Source organism: Sandarakinorhabdus sp. (assembly GCF_051860625.1).
Taxonomy (GTDB): Bacteria; Pseudomonadota; Alphaproteobacteria; order Sphingomonadales; family Sphingomonadaceae; genus Sandarakinorhabdus.
On the sequence record NZ_JBHYDQ010000010.1, the window covers coordinates 60,606 to 80,676 of the forward strand.

A 20,071-nucleotide genomic window follows, 5' to 3' on the forward strand; every position below is an offset into this window, starting at 1 on the left:
GGTCAGCCCACCGGCAGCCGCCCGCCGCCGCGCACGAACAGCAGCAGGACCAGGCCGACGACGAACAGCCCGATCACCGGGACAAAACCGGCCGCCTGGCTGCCGCCGATGCGCGTCGCCTGCTCGACCAGCAGCGGCCCCAGCCACATGGTGGCGGAGCCGGACAGCGCGTAGAGGCCGAAATAGGTGCCAAGCTGATCGCTGGGCACCACCCGGGTGAGCAAGGTGCGCGATGAGGAATAGGCCGCGGTGATGGTGATGGCGAGGCCGCAGCCCAGGCCCAGGAACACCAGTTCCGGCAGCGTGGTGAACATCGGCCCATCCCACACCGGCGTCGCCGCCACCGTCTGATACAGGATGCGCGTCTCGCCGCTGCCCAGCACCATGGTTTCGATGCAGATCAGCAGCAGCAGCTCGGCAATCAGCGCCGGGCGCGGGCCGATGGCGGTATCAAGCTGCCCGCCCAGCAAGCCGCCAGCGACTGCTGCCACCGACAAGATGATGCCATAGGCCAGCATTTCCAGCGTTTCCCAGCCCATCACGCCGGCCGCGAAAATCCCGCCAAACAACAGGATCGCCGACAGGCCATCGGTGAAGATCATCCGCGCCAGCAGATAGAGCAACGGATTGGCATTGCCGCCCTCTCCGCCACGCACGGCGGTGAACAGGCGCACCAGATCGCTGGCGCCGCCCGCAAATGCCCGGCGCAGGCTGGCGCTGCTGCGCGGTTGATCGGGCACGCTGCGGAACAGCGGCACGCTGCCCAGCAGCAGCAATATGCCGACAATCGGCCCGGTGATGCGCGCCGGTTCGCCCAGCGCCGGATCAAGGCCCAGCAGCGGCGCCGCCGGCAGCCACGCCGCGTCCACCGTGCCCGGCAAGGCAAAGGCGAGCAGCACCAGCAGCAGCAGGCCGACGCTCATCGCGTTGCCCCCGGCCAGCCCGAGCCCGCTGGCGCGCGCTGCGCCCGCCATGCCGGCCGCCGGCACCAGGAGCGCGTTGTGCAGCATTTCATGCGCGGCAAACAGCCAGGTCATGATCGCGCCGGCCACCACCACCCACAATATGCCCAAGGCAAAATCAGTTTCGGCACGCCCCGGCGGCATCACCCACCACAGGCTGATGCAGACGGCGGCCATCGCCGCAACCACCAGCGCCAGCAGCGGCTTGCGCGGGCCGACCCGGTCCACCATGGCGCCCAGCAGCGGCATGGTGAGCATCACCGCCCAGCCGCCCCACTTGCTGCCCTGCGCCACCAGCGCCTGGCCGACAACCGGATCGCCCACCACCACGCGCACAAACCAGGGCGCGAAAATATAGATGGCAATCAGGATGATATAGGGATCGCGCACGGCCTGCGCGAGCGCCCAGGCGTTGGTGGCAGCAACGGACGGCAGTCGGGCGATGGCGCTGCCGGGCTGCGCCGCCATCAACGATCCTTGCGCGTGATTGGGCGCGTGATGGGAGGCGCCGCAGTGCTTGTTGGCGCGATGGCGGGCAAGGGCGGGGAGGTTGGCGCCGTTACCAGGGCCGCGCCTTCCAGTTCGGCCAGCGCGGCTTCGGCCGCCCGCAGCCGTTGCGCCGCCGCCAGCCAATCGCGCACGGCCGGATCGGCGCTTGTGGCGGGGCTGGCGCGCAGCACGGTTACCGCCGCATCCAGATCGCTGCGTGCCACCGCAGCCCGCGCCTGCACGACCGGGCTGCTGCCGGCGTTGTCGCCGGAGAACAGCGTCTGCACCCGGTTCATCAGGGCCTGCCACCAGTTCGGCCGATTGTCGGCCTGCGCCTGTTCGGCGAGGCCGCCGAGGTCGCTTGCCAGCCCGGCCCGGGTCACGGGCGCCGCCGACAGCGCCGCCAGCGCGGCCACGGCATCGCCATGGCGCGGCTCGAACAGGCGGCGGATCACCGGCAACAGCGCATCAAGCGGCCGGCCACCCTCCACCGCGCGGCGCAGCAGCAACACGCTCAGCATGGCCTCGGCGCGGTCGGCGGTGCCCTGGATGGCAGTGATCAGATTGGCTTCGCGCGCTTCTTCCACCGCCAGCCGCGCTGCAAGCTGGCTGACCTGGCCAGTCAGGCTGTCGATGCGCTGGGCATCGCGCTCGATCTGGCCAGAGCTGCTGTCGACGCGCGCTTCGGTGCGGGCCAGCCGTTCCGCCGCTTCGACCGGCGCCTCTGCCGATGCGGCTGGCGCGCGGGCCTCCAGCGCGTTCAGACGGGCGGCAAGCGCTGCGGTGGCTGGATCGACCACGGCATTCTGGGCCGGCACGAACGGCAGGCGGCCGCGCACGGCTTCTTCGAACCAGGGGTTGGCGATGATGCCGGCGGCAAAGGCAAACAGCGCTGCGGCCAGCGCCCACGGCAGCACACTGCGGGGTGCCGGCTGCGGCCCGACTGGCTGCGACATCAGCCGGGCGCGCAAACGCTCGGTGGCGGCCAGGCTGGCCTCGTTGATGTCACCCCGGTCGAACGGCTCGTTCATGTGCCGACCCTAGCCGGCTTTGGGCAGCGTCGCCAGCAGGGCGTCATCGTTCGGTGAAGCTGCAACGTGGCTGGCGCGCCAGCTGGTCCCGGCGGCGGCCAGTGTGGCGGCGCTGATGGCGTGCAGATTGATCTGTTCGCGCCGGCCGCCCAGCCGATCCCACTGCGCGGCGAAGTGGCGGGCCGTGCGCGGGGAATGCAGCAACACGCAATCCGCAGCGGGCAATTCCGGCAGCGCTTGCAGCACGGCACGGTACACGATGGCGATTTCGATGGTCAGGCCGGGCGGCACCTGCACCGCCGTACGATCCTCACCGGCCAGATGCAGCAATTGGCGGTGCGGCCCATCCGCAGCAGCATCCAGCAGCCCCTGCAGCGTGCCCGGCCCCGCCTGAACGTGTGCCCAGCCGGCATCATGCGCCGCTGCGGCCGTTGCAGCGCCAACACACAGGGCTGGCAGCGATTTCAGTTCGTCCGCCTTGCCGCCGGCGTAGCGCACGGCGGCCGCGCTGGTCAGGATCACCGCGTCGGGCAATATGGCGGGCAAGGCCCACTCCACCGCTTCGGTTGCCAGCAGCGGATGCACAATCACGTGATGGCCCAGCGCCGCCACCCGCGCTGCGGTCGCTGCCGCGCCGGGTTGCGGGCGAACCACCAGGATGTTCATCACATGCCGGGCGGCGTGAACAACCCGCGCATTGCCGGCCCGGCCCGGCCGAGCAATTCCGCAGCCAGCGCCTGAATCCGGGGCAGCGCGTCGGTCAATTGCGCCGATACTGCGCCGCCATGGGCTTCGCTGCCGTCTTCGGCCAGGATCTGGGCGCGGAAATTGACCGTGTCGCCTTCCAGTTGCGCCAGCGCCGCCACCGGCGAATGGCAGGTGCCGCCCAGCGCCGCCAGAAACGCGCGTTCCAGCGTCACGCAATCAAATGTCGGCGGGTGGTTGATCGGCGCCAGGATCGCCAGCGTTTCTGTGTCGCCGTCGCGCGCCGTGATGCCGACGGCACCCTGTGCGCTGGCCGGGAGCATGTCATCCAGTTCGATCAGGCTGCCCACCACCTGCCCCAACCGGTCCAGCCCGGCCGCGGCCAGCAACGTGGCATCGATGGCGCCGGATTCGACCTTGGCCAGCCGGGTCGCGACATTGCCGCGCAAAATCTCGGTGCGGATATCCGGCCGCTGCGCCTTCAACTGCGCGGCGCGGCGCGGGGACGATGTGCCCACGCGCGCGCCCGGCGGCAGTGCAGCGATGCTGGTGGCGCCGATCAGGCGTTCACGCACATCGGCGCGCGGCAGCATCGCCGCCAGCGCAATGCCGTCACGCAACTGGGTTTCGACATCCTTCATCGAATGCACGCCGATATCGATGCGGCCATCCAGCAAAGCGGCGTCAAGCTCCTTGGTCCACAGCGCCTTGCCGCCGATTTCGGCCAGCGCGCGGTCCTGCACCTTGTCGCCAGTGGTCTGGATGATGACGATTTCGATGTCGGTTTCGCCCCAGCCATGCGCGTCGCGCAATGCCGCCGCAGTCATGTGCGCTTGCGCCAGGGCCAGGGGTGAACCGCGCGTTCCGATCTTGAAGCTCATGGCTGCGTGCATGGCGCGGGCATTGCCGATTGGCAAGACCGGGCCTACCTGTGGAGGATGGCGTTTCCTCTTGTTCTCGGCCCCCTGGTTCTTGGAATCGAATCCAGTTGCGATGAAACAGCGGTCGCCCTGGTGCGTGGCGACCGGACCATCCTGGCGCAGCGCATCGCCAGCCAGGATGAGGCGCATCGCCCGTTCGGCGGCGTGGTGCCGGAACTGGCGGCGCGCGCGCATGCCGATCGGCTGGCGCCGATGATCGCGGCGGTACTGGCCGAGGCCGGGGTCACCTTGAACGACGTCGACGCCATCGCCGGCACCGCCGGGCCGGGCCTGATCGGCGGCGTGATGGTCGGGCTGGTGACGGCCAAGGCGCTGGCCTACGCCGCCGACAAGCCGTTGATCGCCGTCAATCATCTCGAAGGTCACGCGCTCAGCCCGCGCCTGGCCGATGCATCGCTGCAATTCCCCTATCTGCTGCTGCTGGTGTCGGGTGGGCATTGCCAGTTGCTGGGGGTGGAGGGCGTCGGCCGCTATCGCCGGCTGGCCACCACCATCGACGATGCAGTGGGCGAAGCCTTCGACAAATCCGCAAAGCTTTTGGGCCTGGGCTTTCCCGGCGGGCCGGCGCTGGAGCGGGCGGCACGCGATGGTGATCCGCGGCGCTTTGCCTTGCCGCGGCCGCTGGTGGGATCGAACGATCCGCATTTCTCCTTTGCCGGCCTGAAATCCGCCGTGCTGCGCGCCCGCGCCGGGATTGCGGACCCGTCCGATCAGGATATCGCCGATCTCGCCGCCAGTTTTCAGCAGGCGGCCACCGATTGCCTGGTGGACCGCACCGCGCGCGCCATTTTGGCGTTTCCGCAGGCCAGCGCGCTGGTCGTGGCGGGCGGCGTGGCGGCCAATCAGGCCATTCGTGGCGCGTTGGCGAGGCTGGCCGGCCGCTATCATTTGCCGTTCGTGGCGCCGCCGCTGTGGCTGTGCACCGACAATGCCGCGATGATCGCCTGGGCCGGGCTGGAGCGGCTGGCGCTGGGCGATACCGATGATCTGCACGCCCGCGCCCGCCCGCGCTGGCCGCTCGATCCCGATGCCGAAGTCGCGCGCGGCGCGGGAGTGAAGGCATGACCAGCTTTGGTGTGATCGGCGCGGGCGCCCCGCACGCGTCAGCGCGCAAGCAGACAATCCAGGCGCCGGAGGGCTGGCTGTGACGACATTCGGCATTATCGGCGCGGGCGCCTGGGGAACAGCCTTGGCCAGCGTGCTTGCCGGCAATGGTGCGGTCACGCTGTGGGCACGCGAGCCGGAAGTGGTCGCTTTGATCAACACGGCGCGTGAGAATGCGCTGTTCCTGCCCGGCATCATCCTGCCTGACGGCATCACCGCCACCGGCGATCTGGCCGATGTGGCGGCGTGCGACGTGGTGCTGATCGTCGTGCCCGCGCAGCATCTGCGTGCCGTGCTGGCCAATGCCGCCCTGCCGCCCGCCACGCCGCTGGTGCTGTGCGCCAAGGGCATCGAGGCTGGCAGCCACAAGTTGATGGTGGAGGTGGCGCAGGATCTGGTGGCCAATCCGATCGCGATCTTGTCCGGCCCCAGCTTTGCCGCCGAAGTGGCGCGCGGCCTGCCCTGCGCCATCACCCTGGCCTGCGGCGATCCGGATCTGGGCGAACGGCTGATCCTTGCCATGGCCCGGCCGGAATTTCGGCTTTATCAGTCCGACGATGTGATCGGCGCGGAGATCGGCGGCGCGGTGAAGAATGTGCTCGCCATCGCCTGCGGGGTGGTGGAGGGGGCCGGGCTGGGCCTCAACGCCCGCGCCGCCCTGATGGCGCGCGGCTTTGCCGAAATGACGCGGTTCGGCGTGGCGCGCGGCGGCCGCGCGGAAACCCTGGCCGGCCTGTCGGGCATGGGCGATCTGGTGCTGACCTGTTCTTCGGAAAACAGCCGCAATTTCCGGCTGGGTGTCGGCCTGGGCCAGGGCCGCGCCATCGCCGATCTGCTCGCTGGGCCGGCCGTGGCGGAAGGCGCTGCCACAGCGCCGGTGCTGATCGAGGCCGCACTGGCCGCTGATGTCGACATGCCGATTTCGCAAGCCGTCGCAGCATTGCTTGCCGGCGCGTCGGTGGACGACACGATCAACAGCCTGCTGGCAAGGCCGCTGACAACGGAGTGACGGTCAGAACGGCCCTTCCAGAAGGCGACCGGCATGAAAAATGCCGAGAACTAGAACGCTATCCGCCTCCACCCGATAGACGATGGTTGCGCGGCCTTCAAAGCTGACGGTACGCACACCCGGACCAAGGTCAGGCCTTGGGGTTCCGCGATGCGGGAAATCCGCCAGGTTCGCGCAAGCCGCCTCGATCCGATCCAAATAGGCCAGCGCTGTGACGACCCCGGCATTCTCGGCGATCCAGTCGCCGATCCGCTGCAGATCGGCTTGCGCCAATCCGCTGAGCGCAACCGGCGTCAAGCGCGGCCAGCAATCCGATTGCGCACCGCTGCCACTGCCTCCGCAAGCGGTGCGCGGTCATCCGGAGCGGCATTCACCGCTGCAACCCGTGCACGGATCAAATCGTCCAACGCGGCCTCTTCGCGATCCAGCGCCCGCAATCCGGCACGCACCACTTCGCTCATCGATGCGTAATGCCCGGATGCAACGCGCGCCAGCGCGGGTTCGGCGAGTTCACCCAGCGTAACGGTGACGGGTTTGGAAGCACGATTGGTCATGCCGGATGCTATGACAATGTCACAGTGCTGGCAAGCCTCTAGAAGTCCACCGCAATCCCGCCCTTTTCCCAGTCGCCATAACGGACCGGATCGGGGCCGTCGCGGCCCCCCACTTCCTTGTCGGTGGGGGGCGGGGGTGGGGCCTGCGGGGGTTTTTCGCGGGGATCGGGGGTGGTGTCTTTATCCATCGCCCTAGATTGCCAGCCGGCCCCGCCTGCTGGCAATGGGGTGAAGCGAAGCAGGGGGGCCGATATGTTCGACAACAAGGTGATTGCCATCACCGGCGCTGGCAGCGGCATCGGCCGGGCGCTGGCGGTCAATCTGGCGGTGCGCGGGGCGGTGCTGGTGCTGGCGGACAAGGATGCGGAGGGGTTGGCCGAAACGAAACGCATGCTCGGCAATCGCCCGGCCAGCATCACCACGCTGGATGTGACCGACACCGCCGCGCTGAACGGCTGGATATCGGCAGCGGTTGCCGATTTCGGCAAGCTGGACGGCATCATCAACAATGCCGGCCTGTCGGTGGTCGCGCCGTTCGCCGATTGCCCGGCGGAGGATTTCGACCGGGTGATGGCGGTGAATTTTACCGGCGTGGTGGCTGGCTGCCGCGCCGCACTGCCGCACGTGCGCGCTGCGGCCGCCAGGGACGGTGTGGGCTGGATCGTCAATATTTCCAGCGTGTTCGGGATGATGGGCTACCCCACGCAAAGCGCCTATAATGCCAGCAAGTTCGCGGTGCGCGGCCTGACCGAAGCGATGGCGCTGGAACTGGCCATCACCGATCCGAAGGTGGCGGTGATCCGCGTGCATCCGGGCGGCATCAAGACCAATGTGGCGCGCAACAGCAAACGCATCGCCCTGCTGCCCGGCCAGGACCCGAACGCCGATTTCGCCGCCGATTTCGAACAGGCGGCGCGCACCACGCCCGAACAGGCGGCAGAGACCATCGTGCAGGGCATGATCCGCCGCAGCCCGCGCGTGCTGATCGGCCCGGATGCGAAGCTGATCGACTGGCTGGTGCGATTGTTCCCGGTGTCGCATTTCAAGGTGATCGGCAATTTCCTGGGTGGCCGGCGATAGTCCGCAGGGGTGGGCTTTGCGGCCCATTTGGGGCATGGGGACTGGCAATGATCCAAAGTTCCTCACCCCCGGCCCCTCCCCTGAAGGGGAGGGGAGAAGCACCCAGCGGCCGCGTTGATTCCGGCGTCCCTGCCCGCCGTGCAGCGCTGCGCATGTGCCAGGCCGTGCTCGATCGCGGCCAGTCCTTTGATGCCGCCGCCAACATGGCTGACGATCTGCCGTTGCCGCAGGATCGCGCGTTGGCCCGCACGCTGGCGCTGACCGTGCTGCGCTGGTTGCCCGATCTCGATGCCTTGATCGACAGCGCGACGCCGCGGCCGCTGCCGCACGATGCCCGCGCCCGCCATGCGCTGCGGGTGGCGCTGGCTGGCTGGTTGAAGCTGCACACGCCGCCGCATGCTGTCGTGGCGACGGCGCTGCCGCTGGTGGAAGGCGGCCCGCGCCGGCTGGTGCATGGTGTATTGGGCGCGCTGATCCGCCGTCCCGCCACCCTGCCCGACCGGCCGCAACTGCCGGCGCCGTTCGATGTGCGCTGGGCGCATGACTGGGGCGCGGACATGGCCGAGGCCGCTGCGGCCGCGCTCGCCGAAGAGCCCGCCACCGATCTGACCCTGAAGGACGCGAGCCAGACCGACCATTGGGCGCAGGCGCTGGGCGGTATCAGCCTGGCCCCCGGCCATGTTCGCACGCCGTTGAAGGGCAGCGTCACCGGCTGGCCGGGCTTTGGCGACGGCGCGTGGTGGGTGCAGGATTTCGCGGCCAGCCTGCCCGCGCGTCTGCTGCCGGCGCAGGCTGGCGACCGGGTGCTCGATCTGTGTGCGGCGCCAGGCGGCAAGACGCTGCAACTGGCGGCGCGAGGCTGCCGCGTCACCGCGCTTGATATGGCCGAACAAAGGCTGGAGCGCGTGCGCGAGAATCTGGATCGCACTGGCCTCGATGCCGAACTGGTCGCTGCCGATGCGCTGCGCTGGCAGCCGGACGCGCCGTTCGATCATATCCTGATCGATGCGCCCTGTTCGGCGACCGGCATCTTCCGCCGCCATCCCGATGTGCTGCATCTGAAAGGCAGCACCGACATGGCGCCGATCACCCTGCTGCAGGCCGCATTGCTGCGCCGGGCGGTGCAGTGGCTGAAGCCCGGCGGCCGCTTGGTCTATGCCACCTGCAGCCTGGACCCGCGCGAGGGTGAACGCATTGCCGAGCGGGTGATCGCCGGTGCGCCGCGCGAAGCGATCGGCGCCGATGAACTGCCGGCCGGGCTGCTGCCAGCCGCTGATGGCTGGGTGCGCACCCTGCCGGGCCAGGTGGCTGGCGGGCTGGATGGCTTCTTCATCGCGCGGTTTCGGCGGCTGAAAGATTAAAAAATGGCAAGGGCGCCGCCGTGGTCCGGCGACGCCCGTTGTCGTAAAGTCCCGTAGACGGGGCTTATTTCAAATATTGCGCGATATACTTGTTCATTTCGAACATCGTGCACTCGTCCTTACCAAAGACCAGCTTCAGCTTGTCGTCGGCAACGATCACGCGCTTGTCGGTCGGCTTCTGCAGGTCATGCTTGCGGATGTAATCCCACATCTTGGCGACAACCTGGCCGCGCGGCAGCGGATCACTGCCAACAACGGCTGCCAACGGGCCTTGCGGCGTCAGCGGCTTCATCAGCGCGTCCATTTTCTTGCCCGCGGGCTTGGCTTCCTTGGCCATTCCTGTCCCCTTCATCGTTGCTGGCCGTGACTGCGGCCAAAATATCAGTTGACCCTGATTCCGCCTTCTAAGCGAGCTTCGCGGCATGGGCGCAAGTCCAAAATGCGCCCCACAGGTCGGTGGTGCAGCCAATACGACCGCGGCGTGACATAGTTGCAACCAAATCGACATCAAAACCGCCGCAGGAAGCGCGCTTGCCACCAGCGCGGCGCATTCAGCGTCGCCAATCCGGCCACCGCACCATCGACCAGCGTGCGATCGAGGCAGTTGCGGCATTCCAGGCTGACCAGCCAGCCGCCATCGGGAATCACCAGTTGCAGCGCCGCCGCCACCTGCCAGCCGGCCGGCGCGATGCCGCCCGGCGCGACAAGACCAACCGCGCCCGGAACATCACCGGCCGCAACTGCCATGGCGCTGCGGTAATCCAGGCTGACGCGCGGCACGAGATTGGCGCCTGTGCCCGCCAACACCTGGGTCCAGGCCGCCGACAGGCTGGCGGTGACATCCGGGGTGTAGAGCGGCCGCGCTGGCGCACCCGCCGGCACCACGCCGCGCCAGCGCGCGCGCTGCACATGCACCGTGCCCGCCACATCGAGCTGGTCGAGCGGCCGCGCCTGCACCGCCAGCGTGCCACCGGCATTGCGCATGTCGAGCCGCTGCCCGGCGGCCACCGCCAGTGCCAGCGGATCGATGCCAAGCAGCGGCGACACCAGCGCCGCAGTGCGCGCGACAAAGCCGCTGGCCTGCACTTGCAGGCGGTTGTTGTTGTTCAGCGCGAGGCCGGCCTCGTGATGCCAACCGGTTTCGGCCGGCAGCGCCACCAGCTCGGCCGTGCTGCGGGCCAGCAGATTCCACCCCGGCAGCCGCGCGGTGCGGGCACTGCGGGCAAAGATCAGCGCCGCCCCCTGTTGCCAATTGACTGCAAATTCCGGCGTCCACAGCTGCATGCGCTGGCGATCGGCACCGGCGGGTTGCAGGCACGGCGCGCAACCGGTGCGGCGATCCTGCACGGTCAGGTCCAGCCGTTCATTGGTCAGGCGCAGCCCGGCATCGAAGGTCAGCCGGTCATCAGCCAGCGCCAGCCGCGCGCCGGCCGCGACATGGCGGCTGTCACGGCTCTGCCCGATGCTGCGATCGGCGATGAGCACGCCGGCATCGCGATCGGCCTGATCACGGCCAAGATCTTCGCTGCGCAAACCAGCGCCGAGATTGAGGGTGAGCGCGCCAAGCGCAAAGCCGGCGGCAACATCGAGCTGGCGGCCATTGGTGACCCCACGGGCGTTCAGGCCATAACCGCCACTTGCCAGCCCGGCCGGCTGGCTGATGGCGCTGGCGGTGCGGCCATCGCGCAGATCGAGGCCCAGATTGTCGGTCTGCCGGGTCAGGCCGGCCGTCAGGCGCAGCGACATTTGGGGCGGTGTCCACGCCAGGTCCACCGCGGTCAGCAACAGATCGGCGCGCTGCCCCAATGGCTGGCCGGCCGGATCGGCGCTGTCGCTGCGCCGGCCGGTGCTGGAAAAGCGCCCGCCGCACCGCGCCGGATCGCGCGGATCGCAGGCAAAGGCCGGCAGATTGCCCGCCTCCGTGCGATGGTAGAGCGCGTCGAGCCCCAAGGTCAGATCAGGGGCCAGATCGGCATCCAGCACCGCCAGCAGTGCGCCGCGCTGGCCGCGATTCAACCGCTCTGCGGTAGACGTGTTCTGCAGCCAGCCCAGATCATGATGCAGCAGGCCGCCAACCCCCAGGCGCACGCCGGTCGCCAGCGGCAGATCGAGCCGGCCGAGCGCACGGCGGCTGCCGAACGCGCCTGCGGAGAACTCGCCAGCGCCAGCCAGACGGTTCGCCGGCCGGCGCAGATTGAGCGCCAGCACCCCGGCTGCGCCCGGCGGCCCCTGATCGAGGCCGGACGGCCGGGTCACCTGCAGCAAATCGAAATCCGGCAGCGCCATATTGATCGGCACCGCGCCCGGCAGCAGGATACCGCCCACTGCAACGCCGGGCCGGGCGCGGCCGTCTTGCACGGCCAGCAGCGAGGTGCCATTGCCCGGCGCCGGCACCGCGATCAGCCCCGGCGCCAGCCGCACCGCATCGGCCAGCGTGTCCGGCCCCCAGCGGTCCCGGGCCGGGCCATCGACCGACCAGAGGGTCGGCACGCCATTGCCGCCGACAATTTCGCGATCTTCTGGCGCAGCGGGGACCTGCGCCAACGCAGCGTCGGCACCCGCCAGGGCCATGCCGCCAAGCATCGCGCCAGCAATCACTGGCGCGATGCGATCAGCGCGGGCCGTCACGGCCAGTCGGTTGGCCGCCCATCTGCCCGCCACCGGCACCCACAGCGCCGATATTGCCAAACAATTCCTCGAAGAAGCTCTCATTGCGGCCCAAGGTGGGCGTGGTGTCATTCACCGGATTGATGCGCGCGATCTTCTCCATGCCGCGCCGTTCCACATTGGACACATTGCCGTCGGCATCGAAATTCACGATCAGGATCTGCTGTTCCAGCGTCTTGGGCGCCACGAAGGCATATTGGCCGGTGAGCCGGCTGACATAATACCAGCTTCCCGTGTCGAACTGCGCGGCAAACGTCGGCCGGCCCAGCGTGCGCGACACCGATTCCCGATTGTCCACGCCCGGCAGGATCGACGTGAACAGGGTTTCATCGACCAGATAGCCCTGCGACGCCTTGATGCGCGAACAGCCGCTGGTGGCCAGCGCTGCGGCAATCAACAGCACAGAGGGGATCAACGTCTTCATTCTTCGCTCCACTCCGCACGGCCCGGCGCTCCCCCGCTGCGACAAACCCGTGCCTCTCGCCCAATATGACAGGCGGGGCGATTATGCTAGGCGCTTTGCATATGTCCCTGTTTGCCAGCCTGAAACGTCTTGTTGCCGGTGCGCCGGCGCCGGTCGACCTGCTTTACGACGCCGTGGTCCGTGCCGCGCGGCGGCCGGGCTGGTATGTCGATGGCGGCGTTCCCGACAGCATGGATGGCCGTTTCGATGCGCTGGTGCTGGTGCTGGCGCTGCTGATGCTGCGGCTGGAGGATGAAACCGCCGGCAATCCGCGCCATCCGGCGGCGCAATTGTCGGCCGATCTCGCCGATCGCTTCCTGACCGACATGGAAGGCAATCTGCGCCAGGACGGCATCGGCGATCAGGCAGTGCCCAAGCATATGGGGCGGATGATGGCGGCCCTGGGCGGGCGGCTGGGCGCCTATCGCGACGGGCGCGGCGATGCGGCGGCGATGGCCGACGCGCTGCACCGCAATCTGTACCGCGGCGCCGCGGTGCCACCCGCCGCCACGGCCTGGGTGGTGGCGGAGGCGGCGCGGCTGGCCGAACGATTGGCGGCCACCGATTTCGCCAGGCTGCGCGCCGGCACCCTGAACTTCACCGATTGAGCCGAAACATGACCGACACGCCGGAATTCAGCCATATCCTGCCCGCCCACGATATCGGCGTTGCCACCAAGCGCCTGATGCTGGAGGCCGATGCCAGCGAACGCGCTGCGCTGGCGGCGCGCTTTGGGCTGCTGACGCTGGACATGCTGAACGCCGCGCTGGAGGTGAAGCGCAACGCGGCGGGCATCAGCGTGTGGGGCCAGGTGCATGGCCAGGGCAGCCAGCCCTGCGTGACCAGCGGGGAGCCGGTGCCGTTCCTGGTTACCGAGCGTATCAATCTGCGGCTGGTGTTCGACGTGCCGGCCGGCGGCGAGATCGAGCTTTCCACCGAGGATCTGGATGTCGAACCGCTGATCGGCGATTTGGTCGATCTTGGTGAAATTGCCGCCCAGGCCTTCGCGCTTGGCCTGGATCCCTACCCGCGCAGCGCCGTGGCTGTGCCGGGCGTGATCAGCGAGGAAGAGGCAATCGCGGCGCGCAGCCCGTTTGCGGTGCTGAAAAAGCCCTAGTTTCGATTCTATCTGAATTGAGCGCCCGGCGACCGCAATCAACTGCACAAGCCGTTGATTGCGGTCGCCCGGTCTGCGCCCACGACAGGCCAGATGGTTAGCGTTCGCCGCGCCCGGCGGTAGCTGACGCCGGTGCCGCGGCCATCTTCGCAGGCCCGATCACCTTGTCCAACTGCGCCACGATCCCATCGATTTCCTTGCGCAGGACGGTGTAGCGCTGCTTGGGATCATCGCTGATCTTGCCATCGAAGCCGTCGGTCTGGCTGTGCAGATAGCTGACATGGGTGTCCAGGCCCGGCGCGCTGTAGCGCACCGGCGGCGTCAGCAGCTTGTCGGCGATGGGTTGCAGGGCCGCCTGCTTGGCCGCATCGGGGCTGGTCTTCAGCGCGGCCTGCGCTGCCTTCACCCGTGCCACGGCGGCATTGGTATCGGCCACCAGCTGCAGCGTGCGCATATTGTGCTGATATTGCTCGACCAGATCAGCGTTGGTGACGCCCGATGCCAGCACGCGCGGATCGGCCACCACTTTCAGCGGCTGGCGCGCAGTGACGCTGCCGGCGGTCATCACCACGGTGTAATCGCCCGGCGGCACCACCGGCGCGGCGGCGCGCGGGCCGGCGCCGGCCAGGCTGGCGCGCCGCAGATCCCACACCACGCGGTGCTGGCCGGGCGTGGCCGCCAGCTTGGTCCTGTAGGTCGGGCGATAGCGATAACCGGCCGAGGCGCGTGGTTCGGGGCCCTCACTGGAGAAGCTGCGCACCGTCTGCCCGGCGGCATCCACGATGGTGAGCATCACCGGCGCGCCGGCACCGCCTGCCGGGATGACATAATCGATCTGCGCGCCCGGCAGTTTGTAATCGGGCCCTTCGCTCGCCGGCCCGCCCATGTCGCCTGATGCCGGGATGCGCACGGCCACCGCCGGCGTAAAGAGGCGCGGCGTAGCCAGGGCATCGGCCGGCGCCGGCAGTTCACGCACCGGACCCAGATTGTCGAGCACGTAAAATCCGCGACCCTGGGTGGAGATGATCATGTCACCATGCGCCAGCTTCATGTCGGTCACCGGCACGGCGGGCAGGTCGATCTGGAAGCTCTGCCACTTGGCACCGCGATCGAAGGACACATAGACGCCGAATTCGGTACCGGCGAACAACAGGCCGGGGCGAACCGGGTCTTCGCGCACCACGCGCGTCGGTTCATCGGCGGCGATGCCGTTCTTGCCGTCGGTCATCAACGTCCATGATTTGCCGTAATCGTCGGTGCGATACAGATAAGGCGCAAAATCGCCGAGCAGATAGCGGTGAATGGCGACATAAGCCGTGCCCGGATCGCGCACGCCCGGTTCGATATTCTGCACGCGGCCGCCCGGCGGCAGGCCCTTGGGCGTGATGTTCTGCCAGGTCTTGCCGCCATCCTGCGTGACATGCACGAGGCCATCATTCGAACCGGCCCAGATCACGCCCGGCTTCAGCACGCTTTCGCGGATGGCATAGACGGTGGAATAGACTTCTTCGCCGGTGGCATCGATGGTGATCGGATCACCCGATGCCATCTGGCGTTCCGGCGGGTTCCAGGTCAGATCCGGGCTGATCCGCTCCCAGGTCGCGCCGCCATCCTTCGACCGGTGCACATATTGCGAGCCGTAATAAATCGTCATCGGTTCGACCGGCGACACCTCCAGCGGCGCAACCCGCTGGAAGCGGTAGCGCAGATCCTTGGGATTGCTGCCGTACAGCGATTCACTGCCAATCCAATATTGCAACTCATTCATGTTGGTGCGCAGGTCAACACGGCTGAACTGGCCCTTGCAGCCGCCAAACACCACCATCGGATCATCGATCTTGGGAATCGAAGGCCCGGTTTCGCAGCCCGGCCCGACCCGGAACGTCAGCCCATCGCCCAGCGGTTGCGACGGGATGATCACCGTCGTGTTGTCCTGCTGCGCGCCATAGATGCGATAGGGGAACTGGTTGTCCACCGCGACCTGGTACATTTCGGCCGTCGGCTGGTTGGATTGGACGGACCAGGTTTCACCGCCATCCAGCGAGACATTGGCGCCGCCATCATTGGCCTGCACCATCACCTTGGAGTTGTTCGGGTTGATCCACACATCATGATTGTCGCCATGCGGTGTCTGCTTGACGGTGAAGCTCTTGCCGCCGTCCACCGATTTGAACCAGCCTTCGTTGCCGACGAACACAAGATCGGCGTTGGTCGGATCAACGCCCAGCGTGGTGTAATAAAATGGCCGCGTGGTCAGCCGGCCTTCGCCGTTCACCAGCTTCCAGGATTTGCCATAGTCTTCCGAATGATAAAGCCCGGCACCGGGCTTGGCTTCGATCAGCGCATAGAGCCGGTTCGGCGCCGCGGCGCTGACGCCGATGTTGGAACGGCCGAACAGGCCGGTGGGCAGGCCGCCGCCCAGCTTGGTCCAGGTATCGCCGCCATCGGTTGATTTGTAGAGGCCGCCATCAGTGCTGCCCGATGTGATCGTCCACGGGCGGCGGATGCCGTGCCACATGCTGGCATACAGGATATTCGGATCATCGGCCTGGAATTCCAGATCGGCCGCGCCCAGCGTTTCATTGACGAACAGGATTTTCTTCCAGGTCTTGCCGCCATCGCGGGTGCGATAGACGCCGCGATCCGCCGAATATTTGAACGGGTTGCCGGTGGCGGCAACAAACACCTCGTCGGGGTTTTTCGGGTTGATGCGGATCGTCGAGATCTGGCCGACGTCGCGCAGGCCGATGAACTGCCAGGTCTTGGCGCCATCCACCGATTTCCAGATGCCGCGCCCGATCGACACGTTGCTGCGAATCTTCGACGATCCGGTGCCGGCGTAGATGATATTCGGGTTGCTCTCCACCACCGCAACGGCGCCCATCGAACCGACCGGAATCTGGCCATCGGAGGTGTTGGTCCAGCTATGGCCGGCGTCGGTCGTCTTCCACACGCCGCCGCCGGTGGAGCCCATGTAGAACGTGGTGGGCTGCGAGGGGATGCCGGTGACGGTGGTCACCCGGCCGCCGCGCCACGGGCCGACCTGACGGTAATGCAGGCCCGACCATAATTGCGGATCATATGATTGCGCTTGTACAGAAAAAGCCGCACTTGCCAGCAGCATGCCAACAATGATCTTCGACGCTGAAATAGTCATGACCGACCCCCATCAAGTAAAGCATTCGAAATAAGCGTTCTGATCAAACTGCCTCCCTGCGCAGCGAATCAGAGACCCCAAGTTTGCTGCCAGAATGCGCCGCTGTTGTCGATACGCGGAACCGAGAGGTAACGTGCGCCCGAAGCGTCCCAAAGCATTCGTTTTTTCAGCCGGTTGGGAGGTTGCGGCTGTCTGTGTGCCCGGAAAAGTGCCGCGCCTGATACGCAGAATGCCGGGCGTGGTCCGCTCCGGTCAGGCCTGGGCAAGCTTGTTCGGCAAATGGAGCAGATGTCTTGCTATTTTGTAACCATCGGGTCCGACCCAGCGCGAATGCCGCCGGGTCGCGCCGAATACTCTGTAAATGGGGCAAATGAACACTATGCCGCCCCGCCAAAAATCTTTCCGGGTGCGGTTCGGGGTTGCAGCAATTTGATGGTCAATCAGGACGCTGCGGAGCGAAGGGGATAGCTCGTGTTTGTATCGCATGATTTTGTTGCTTTGTCGTGTGAGTCGTCGGTTGCGCGGCACCGACCGCCTTTGGTCGCCATCCTGCTGCTGGCCGGCGCCAGCAGCGCCTATGCGCAGCAGGCAACGCCGCCGGTTGCGCAAACCGTTGCGCAAACCGCGGCGGTCGCCGAAGCGGCCGACGAACAGATCACCGTTACCGGTTCGCGCATCACGCGCAGCGGTTTCGATCAACCGACACCCGTCACGGTGATCGGCGAGGCCGAAATTCAGTCTGCCGCGCAGCCCAACCTTGCTGACTTTGTCAACCAATTGCCATCGGTGATCGGCAGCCAGGCGCCTTCGAACAGCCAGCGCCTGCTCAGCGCCGGTTCGGCGGGCATCAACACGCTCAACCTTCGCAATCTGGGCACCAACCGCACCCTGATCCTGCTCGATGGCCGCCGCTCAGTCGGCTCCACCGCCATCGGCACGGTGGATATCAACACCATCCCGCAGGGGTTGGTGAAGGGCGTCGAAATCGTCACCGGCGGCGCCTCGTCAGTCTATGGGTCCGATGCCGTCGCCGGCGTCGTCAACTTCATCCTCGACAAGACGTTCACCGGCCTGAAGGGCGAAGTGGCCTATGGCGAAACCACCTTTGGCGACGACAAGAATTATCGCGTCAGCCTGACGGGTGGTACCAGCTTTGCCGGCGGTCGCGGCCATGTCCTGTTCAGCGGGGATTATCTGCGCCGCGATGGCATCATCGGCGCGCCGCGGCCCTGGGCCCGCGACAACCCGCACCTGACCTTGAACCCGCGCTTCGTGGCCGGCAATGGCGAACCGGAATATCTGGCCGCCACCCAGTCGGGCCTGAACAACCTCACGGCGGGCGGCATCATCGTGTCGGGGCCGGCCCGCGGCACCTATTTCGGCCCGGGCGGCGTCGCCCGCCAGTATAATTATGGCCCTGACCGCCTCAACAACCGCGAATGGACGATCGGCGGCGATTGGGAACAGAACCAGCATTTTGACCGCACCTCGCTGCAGCCGGAAGAAAATTTCGCCAGCGGTTTCGCGCGCACCAGCTTTGACGTGACAAACAGATTCACCATCTTTGCCGAAGCCACCTACAACTGGAGCCGGGCCTATAACGACGGCGGTTATTTCACCAGCAAGGGCAACATTGCCATCCGCAACGACAACGCCTTCATCCCGGCGTCGGTGCGGTCGCTGATCGGCACGTCCAACCTCACAATCGGTTCGTGGGATGCCGATCTGCCGTCGCGGCAGAGCAACAACACCCGCCGCCTGCAGCGCTATGTGGCCGGCTTCAACGGCAGTTTCGATCTGCTCGGCCTGGATTGGGGCGTCGACGGCTATTATCAGCACGGCGTCACCAAGGCGCGCGAGCAGCTGCTCCAGACCATCAACCGCACACGGTTGAACTTTGCCCGTGATGCCGTGCTCAACAGTACCGGCCAGATCGTCTGCCGCGTCACGCGTGATGGCAGCACCAATCCGCTGGCGGCCGGATGCTTGCCCTACAACAGCTTCGGCACCGGCGTGAACAGCCAGGCCGTTGTCGATTACATCATCGGTGATCCGTTCCGCATCCAGACCTTCAAGCAGGATGTGGCGTCGGTGAACTTCAACACCAAGATCGACAACGGTCTGATCGATCCCATCGGTCTGGCCTTCGGTGTCGAACGCCGCCGCGAATCCATCGCCGGCGAAGTGTCGCCAGGTGGCAACAGCGGCTGGGTGGTCGGCAATTATGAAGCCACTTTCGGGTCCTTCACGGTGACCGAAGCCTATCTGGAAACCCTGTTCATCTTGCCGCTGGGCTTCGAATTGTCGGGTGCGGCGCGCTACACCAGCTACAGCCAGGCCGGCGATGTCGTCACCTGGAAGGTGGGCGGCGCCTGGCAGCCCTTCGCTGATCTGCGCATCCGCGCCACGCGTTCGCGCGATATCCGCGCGCCCAACCTGTCGGAACTGTTCCAGGCCGGTTCGCGCAACACCAACAGCGTGTCCGATCCGTGGCAGAACAACTTGTCGGTGCGCTATACCCAGACCGTGACCGGCAACCTCGCCCTGCAGCCGGAAGAGGCCGACACGCTTGGTCTGGGCTTCGTCTACCGGCCGTCTTACCTGCCGGGCTTTGGGCTTTCGGTCGATTATTACGACATCAAGATCAATGATGCGATCGGCAACCTTGGCCCGCAGAACATCGTGGACCGCTGCTTCGATGGCAACACCCAGCTCTGTCAGCGCCTCACCGCCATCATCGGCAACAACAATGTGGCGTTCGGTTCACCCGGCTTTACCCAGGGTGGCGGGGCGCCCGGCGTTTCCGAATTTCTGATCGCCAACAGCCCGTTCAACTTCCTGTCGCAGCGCGCCCGCGGCATGGATTTCGAAGCCAGCTATCGCTTCACGCTGGCGTCGATCGCGTCCACCTTGCCGGGCAGCATTGCCATCCGCGCCGTCGCCACCCACTTCATCGAGAATTCGCAGTCGAACGGCGTCGATCCGCCCACCGACACGGCCGGCCAGAACACCAACAACGGCCCGCCAAGCTGGACCTATCGCGGCACGCTCGATTACAATGTCGATAGTTTCAACATGCAGTTCGTGGTGCGCGGCCTGAGCGGCGGCGTCTACAACAACGACTGGTTCGAGTGCACCTCCGGCTGCCCGGCAACCAACGCCATCAACCGCACCATTGCCAACAACCGTATTCCCGGTGCAACCTATGTCGATGCATCGTTCGCCTACACATTGCCGTTGGACAAGTTCAAGCCGCAACTGTTCTTCCGCGTCCAGAACCTGCTCAACACCGATCCGGTGAAGGTCGGCAAGGGCCCTTCGGACACGTCGAACGTCGAAGTTGGCGGCAACCAGACCCTGTATGATTATCTGGGTCGCACGTTCCGTATCGGCTTGCGGTTCAATTTCGCCGGCTGAGGCCAAGGGGCACC

The 20,071-nt window shown here is 66.8% G+C and carries 18 protein-coding genes; 7 read left to right on the forward strand and 11 right to left on the reverse strand.

Annotated features, from left to right (window positions below):
• Nucleotides 1–2: 2 nt before the first annotated feature.
• From ACTIEZ_RS10680 to hemC, 4 genes are read right to left on the reverse strand one after another with little or no spacing between them, the layout of a single operon-like run.
• Nucleotides 3–1,430 carry an MFS transporter gene (locus tag ACTIEZ_RS10680; protein WP_439546660.1) on the reverse strand — a complete coding sequence of 476 codons (1,428 nt, stop codon included), beginning with the start codon at nt 1,428–1,430 and terminating at the stop codon, nt 3–5.
• Nucleotides 1,430–2,482 (reverse strand): hypothetical protein, encoded by a 1,053-nt coding sequence (locus tag ACTIEZ_RS10685; RefSeq protein WP_439546661.1) that lies wholly within the window; start codon nt 2,480–2,482, stop codon nt 1,430–1,432. Before ACTIEZ_RS10685 ends, ACTIEZ_RS10680 begins: the two co-directional genes overlap by 1 nt.
• Nucleotides 2,483–2,491: 9 nt before the next feature.
• A complete protein-coding gene (locus ACTIEZ_RS10690) occupies nt 2,492–3,148 on the reverse strand; it encodes a uroporphyrinogen-III synthase (RefSeq protein ID WP_439546662.1) in 657 nt (218 codons plus the stop codon).
• Nucleotides 3,148–4,068, reverse strand: a complete 921-nt coding sequence (hemC, locus tag ACTIEZ_RS10695) for a hydroxymethylbilane synthase (RefSeq protein WP_439546663.1) — start codon at nt 4,066–4,068, stop codon at nt 3,148–3,150. The genes ACTIEZ_RS10690 and hemC overlap by 1 nt, the downstream gene beginning before the upstream one ends.
• A gap of 57 nt (nt 4,069–4,125) precedes the next feature.
• Here hemC and tsaD point away from each other — a divergent pair, with 57 nt between their 5' ends.
• Nucleotides 4,126–5,193 carry a tRNA (adenosine(37)-N6)-threonylcarbamoyltransferase complex transferase subunit TsaD gene (tsaD, locus tag ACTIEZ_RS10700; RefSeq protein WP_439546664.1) on the forward strand — a complete coding sequence of 356 codons (1,068 nt, stop codon included), beginning with the start codon at nt 4,126–4,128 and terminating at the stop codon, nt 5,191–5,193.
• Between the two features lie 79 nt (nt 5,194–5,272).
• Entirely contained in the window at nt 5,273–6,241 is a 969-nt protein-coding gene (locus tag ACTIEZ_RS10705) for an NAD(P)H-dependent glycerol-3-phosphate dehydrogenase (RefSeq protein ID WP_439546665.1), read from the forward strand.
• Between the two features lie 3 nt (nt 6,242–6,244).
• Here the strand turns inward: ACTIEZ_RS10705 and ACTIEZ_RS10710 are convergent, their stop codons facing one another.
• Genes ACTIEZ_RS10710 through ACTIEZ_RS10720 form a run of 3 tightly spaced genes read right to left on the reverse strand, consistent with a single transcriptional unit; the run spans nt 6,245 to nt 6,983 of the window.
• A complete protein-coding gene (locus tag ACTIEZ_RS10710) occupies nt 6,245–6,538 on the reverse strand; it encodes a type II toxin-antitoxin system RelE/ParE family toxin (RefSeq protein WP_439546666.1) in 294 nt (97 codons plus the stop codon).
• Entirely contained in the window at nt 6,535–6,795 is a 261-nt protein-coding gene (locus tag ACTIEZ_RS10715; RefSeq protein ID WP_439546667.1) for a ribbon-helix-helix domain-containing protein, read from the reverse strand. Before ACTIEZ_RS10715 ends, ACTIEZ_RS10710 begins: the two co-directional genes overlap by 4 nt.
• 38 nt (nt 6,796–6,833) lie before the next feature.
• A complete protein-coding gene (locus tag ACTIEZ_RS10720) occupies nt 6,834–6,983 on the reverse strand; it encodes a DUF1674 domain-containing protein (protein ID WP_439546668.1) in 150 nt (49 codons plus the stop codon).
• Nucleotides 6,984–7,047: 64 nt separating this feature from the next.
• Here ACTIEZ_RS10720 and ACTIEZ_RS10725 point away from each other — a divergent pair, with 64 nt between their 5' ends.
• Together ACTIEZ_RS10725 and ACTIEZ_RS10730 are read left to right on the forward strand one after the other, a co-directional pair.
• Complete coding sequence (locus tag ACTIEZ_RS10725) at nt 7,048–7,875, forward strand: SDR family NAD(P)-dependent oxidoreductase (protein ID WP_439546669.1); 828 nt, start codon at nt 7,048–7,050, stop codon at nt 7,873–7,875.
• A gap of 47 nt (nt 7,876–7,922) precedes the next feature.
• Nucleotides 7,923–9,236 carry an RsmB/NOP family class I SAM-dependent RNA methyltransferase gene (locus tag ACTIEZ_RS10730; protein WP_439546670.1) on the forward strand — a complete coding sequence of 438 codons (1,314 nt, stop codon included), beginning with the start codon at nt 7,923–7,925 and terminating at the stop codon, nt 9,234–9,236.
• Between the two features lie 64 nt (nt 9,237–9,300).
• Here the strand turns inward: ACTIEZ_RS10730 and ACTIEZ_RS10735 are convergent, their stop codons facing one another.
• Genes ACTIEZ_RS10735 through ACTIEZ_RS10745 form a run of 3 tightly spaced genes read right to left on the reverse strand, consistent with a single transcriptional unit; the run spans nt 9,301 to nt 12,327 of the window.
• Complete coding sequence (locus ACTIEZ_RS10735) at nt 9,301–9,744, reverse strand: SWIB/MDM2 domain-containing protein (protein WP_439546671.1); 444 nt, start codon at nt 9,742–9,744, stop codon at nt 9,301–9,303.
• Nucleotides 9,744–11,864 carry a TonB-dependent receptor domain-containing protein gene (locus tag ACTIEZ_RS10740; protein ID WP_439546672.1) on the reverse strand — a complete coding sequence of 707 codons (2,121 nt, stop codon included), beginning with the start codon at nt 11,862–11,864 and terminating at the stop codon, nt 9,744–9,746. Before ACTIEZ_RS10740 ends, ACTIEZ_RS10735 begins: the two co-directional genes overlap by 1 nt.
• The gene (locus ACTIEZ_RS10745) at nt 11,848–12,327 is read right to left on the reverse strand and encodes an outer membrane protein assembly factor BamE (protein WP_439546673.1); all 480 of its coding nucleotides are present in this window, start codon (nt 12,325–12,327) and stop codon (nt 11,848–11,850) included. Before ACTIEZ_RS10745 ends, ACTIEZ_RS10740 begins: the two co-directional genes overlap by 17 nt.
• 101 nt (nt 12,328–12,428) lie before the next feature.
• Here ACTIEZ_RS10745 and ACTIEZ_RS10750 point away from each other — a divergent pair, with 101 nt between their 5' ends.
• Nucleotides 12,429–12,974: a ubiquinol-cytochrome C chaperone family protein gene (locus ACTIEZ_RS10750; protein WP_439546674.1), complete on the forward strand. Its 546-nt coding sequence runs from the start codon at nt 12,429–12,431 to the stop codon at nt 12,972–12,974.
• 8 nt (nt 12,975–12,982) lie between these two features.
• Complete coding sequence (locus ACTIEZ_RS10755) at nt 12,983–13,483, forward strand: YceD family protein (RefSeq protein ID WP_439546675.1); 501 nt, start codon at nt 12,983–12,985, stop codon at nt 13,481–13,483.
• Nucleotides 13,484–13,580: 97 nt separating this feature from the next.
• On the opposite strand, the gene ACTIEZ_RS10760 is transcribed toward ACTIEZ_RS10755, so the two are convergent.
• On the reverse strand, nt 13,581–16,640 hold the full coding sequence (locus ACTIEZ_RS10760; RefSeq protein ID WP_439546676.1) for a VPS10 domain-containing protein: 3,060 nt from the start codon (nt 16,638–16,640) through the stop codon (nt 13,581–13,583).
• 537 nt (nt 16,641–17,177) lie between these two features.
• Here ACTIEZ_RS10760 and ACTIEZ_RS10765 point away from each other — a divergent pair.
• Nucleotides 17,178–20,057 (forward strand): TonB-dependent receptor domain-containing protein, encoded by a 2,880-nt coding sequence (locus ACTIEZ_RS10765; protein WP_439546677.1) that lies wholly within the window; start codon nt 17,178–17,180, stop codon nt 20,055–20,057.
• The last annotated feature ends 14 nt before the right edge of the window (nt 20,058–20,071 follow it).